This is a genomic window from Methylobacterium symbioticum (genome assembly GCF_902141845.1).
Lineage (GTDB): Bacteria > Pseudomonadota > Alphaproteobacteria > Rhizobiales > Beijerinckiaceae > Methylobacterium > Methylobacterium symbioticum.
This window is the reverse complement of record NZ_CABFPH010000209.1, coordinates 1-3,143: the sequence shown is the minus strand read 5'-3', so window position 1 is coordinate 3,143 and position 3,143 is coordinate 1. Positions and strand designations below refer to the sequence as shown.

Sequence of the window (3,143 nt, the reverse complement as noted above, 5' to 3'; positions counted from 1 at the left end):
CCGGCGCGGAGGCGGAATCCGCGGCCCGGGCCCTGCGCGGCCTCGGGGTTCCGGTGCTCGTCCTCGACACGGGCGCGCGCGGGGAGGGAGCCCGCGCCCTGGCCCGGGCCGCCGGCGCCCTCTACCGCGCCCTGCCGCAGGCCGATCCGGAGACGCTGCGCGACGCCGCGCGGACGCTCCGCCCGTGAGCGGCGTCTTCGACGAGGACCGGCCGCTCTGGTCGCGGGAGGGCCGCGACTGGCCGCACCGCGCGGCGAGCCGCCTCGTCACCGAAGCGGGCCTCACCTGGCACCTGCAGGAATTCGGGCCCGCCGATGCCCCGGTGCTGCTGCTGCTCCACGGCACCGGCGCCTCGACCCATTCCTTCCGCGCCCTCGCGCCGCTGCTCGCCGAGACGTACCGCGTCCTGGTGCCGGACCTGCCGGGCCACGGCTTCACCGACCCGCTGCCGCCGGGGCGGCTCTCGCTGCCGGGCATGGCGGCGGCGCTGGCCGCCCTGCTGCGGGCGGTGGACGCCGCGCCGCGGATCGTCGTCGGCCATTCCGCCGGGGCGGCGATCCTCGCCCGGATGTGCCTCGACGGGGCGATCGCGCCGGCCCGCCTCGTCGCGATCAACGGCGCGCTCACGCCCTTCCCCGGGGCGGGCAGCCTGCTCTTCCCGGTGATGGCGCGGATGCTGTTCCTCAACCCCCTCACCCCGAAGCTCTTCGCCTGGAGCGCCGACACCGCCGCCGTCGAGCGCCTGATCGCCGGCACCGGCTCGCGGCTCGACGCGGCGGGGGTCGCCCAGTACCGGCGCCTGTTCGCACGGGCCGGCCATGTCCGCGGGGCGCTCGGCATGATGGCGAACTGGGACCTCGCCGCCCTCGACCGCGACCTCGGCCGGCTCGCGGTGCCGACCCTGCTCATCGTCGGCGACCGCGACCGGGCGATCCGGCCCGACGACGCCCTCGCCCTGCGCGAGCGCCTGCCCGAGGCCCGCGTCGAGCGGCTCGGCGGACTCGGCCACCTCGCCCACGAGGAGGATCCCGAGCGGGTCGCCCGCCTGATCCGCGACGCGGCGGACGGCGCCTGACGCGGCAGCCGCGTCGCATCGGGAGCGCGCGGGAAAGGCTTGCACGGCGGGAAACCCGGCCTTACTGTCAACTGATGTTGACACTGGCCGACAAGACCGGTTCACAGACCGACGCCGAAGCGCGGCCCCATGCCGTGGTGATCGGCTCCGGTTTCGGGGGGCTCGCTGCGGCGGTCCGGCTCGGCGCCCGCGGCTACCGCGTCACGGTGCTGGAGCGGCTGGAGCAGCCCGGCGGGCGCGCCCGGGTCCACCGCCAGGACGGCTTCACCTTCGACGCCGGCCCCACCATCGTCACCGCGCCCTTCCTGCTGGAGGAGCTCTGGCGCCTCGCCGGGCGGCGCCTCGCCGACGACGTCGCCCTCGTGCCGATGGACCCGTTCTACACGATCCGCTTCGACGACGGCGCGACCTTCGCCTATTCCGGCGACCCGGACCGGATGCAGGCGGAGGTGGCGCGGTTCTCAGCCCGCGACGTCGCCGGCTACGCGCGCTTCATGGCCTTCAGCCGGGAGGTCTGCCGCATCGGCTTCGAGGAGCTCGGCCACGTCCCCTTCGGCAGCGTCGGCAGCATGCTGCGCATCGCCCCGGACCTCATCCGGCTCTCCGGGCACCGCTCCCTGCACGCCGTGGTGGCGCGCTTCATCCGCGACCCGCGCCTGCGCACGGTGTTCAGCTTCCACCCGCTGCTCATCGGCGGCAACCCGTTCCGGGCGAGCGCGCTCTACGGGCTGATCGCCCATCTGGAGCGGGAATGGGGCGTCCACTTCGCCATGGGCGGCACGGGGCGGCTGGTGGACGGGCTCGTCGGGCTGATCCGATCCCAGGGCGGCGCCGTCCGCTGCGGCGCCGAGGTCGCGCGGATCACGGTCGCGGACGGGCGCGCCACCGGCGTGGCGCTCGCCGACGGCACCGAGATCCCCGCCGCCATCACCGTCTCGAACGCCGATTCCGCCTACACCTACGGCAGCCTGCTCGCGGGCGGGAGCCGCCGCTGGAACCCGCGCCGCCTCGCCCGGGCGCGCTCCTCGATGGGCCTGTTCGTCTGGTATTTCGGCACGCGCCGAAAATATCCGCAGGTCGGCCACCACACGATCCTGCTCGGGCCCCGATACCGCGAGCTTCTCGCCGACATCTTCGACCGGAAGCACCTCGCCGAGGACATGAGCCTCTACCTGCACCGCCCGACCGCGACCGACCCGCTGCTGGCGCCGGAGGGCTGCGACGCCTTCTACGTGCTCTCCCCCGTGCCGAACCTCGCCGGGGGCCAGGACTGGGCCGACCTCGCCGAGCCCTACCGCCAACGGGTCCAGGCCCGCCTCGAGGCGACGCTGCTGCCCGGCCTGTCGCAGGCCCTCGTCACCTCGCGGGTGACGACGCCGCAGGATTTCGCCGACGATTTCCTCAGCGTGCGCGGCTCCGGCTTCGGCCTGGAGCCGGTCCTCACCCAGTCCGCCTGGTTCCGCCCGCACAACCGCTCCGAGGCGGTGGCGAACCTCTTCCTCGTCGGAGCCGGCACCCATCCGGGCGCGGGCCTGCCCGGCGTCCTCTCCTCGGCCCGCATCCTCGATTCCGTGGTGCCCGATGCACGCTCCTGCGCCTGCCCTTCCACCGACCGCTCCGCACGCCGCGCCGGCTGACCACGCGGCCTGCCGCGCGGCGATCCGTGCCGGCTCGAAGAGCTTCTACGCGGCCTCGCTGCTGCTGCCGGCGCGGGTGCGCCGCCCGGCCTACGGGCTCTACGCCTTCTGCCGCTGCGCCGACGACGCGGTGGACGAGATCCGCGGCCCCGCCCGCCGCCGCGCCGCGGTGGAGGCCCTGGGCGAACGCCTCGCCCGCGCCTATGCCGGCCGGCCCGCCGACGGCCCGGCCGACCGGGCCCTCGCCGACGTGGTGGCCGAGCACGCGATCCCCGAGGCGCTGCCCCGCGCCCTCCTCGAAGGCCTCGCCTGGGACGCGGAGGGCCGCCGCTACGCGGACCTGCCGGCGCTCGCCGCCTACGCCGCCCGCGTCGCCGGCACGGTCGGGGCGATGATGACCCTGATCATGGGCCGGCGCGCGCCCGAGGTGC

Annotated in this window: 3 protein-coding genes and 1 pseudogene; all 4 read left to right on the top strand. The window is 75.9% G+C overall.

The window, feature by feature from the left end:
- Positions 1-188: pseudogene (gene bchD / locus MET9862_RS29770) on the top strand (magnesium chelatase subunit D); the annotation flags it as partial.
- Positions 185-1,075 carry an alpha/beta fold hydrolase BchO gene (gene bchO / locus MET9862_RS28775; protein ID WP_142586285.1) on the top strand — a complete coding sequence of 297 codons (891 nt, stop codon included), beginning with the start codon at positions 185-187 and terminating at the stop codon, positions 1,073-1,075. The pseudogene bchD and the gene bchO, both read left to right, overlap by 4 nt.
- Before the next feature lie 74 nt (positions 1,076-1,149).
- Positions 1,150-2,712 carry a phytoene desaturase gene (locus MET9862_RS28770; protein WP_142586284.1) on the top strand — a complete coding sequence of 521 codons (1,563 nt, stop codon included), beginning with the start codon at positions 1,150-1,152 and terminating at the stop codon, positions 2,710-2,712.
- A partial coding sequence (locus tag MET9862_RS28765) for a phytoene/squalene synthase family protein (protein ID WP_185157052.1) occupies positions 2,657-3,143 on the top strand: 487 nt, incomplete at its 3' end. The genes MET9862_RS28770 and MET9862_RS28765, both read left to right, overlap by 56 nt.

What these genes read in the sequence shown, in the direction of transcription:
- MET9862_RS28770 (WP_142586284.1), top strand. Translation starts at nt 1,150, where the DNA reads ATGTTGACACTGGCCGACAAGACCGGTTCACAGACCGACGCCGAAGCG.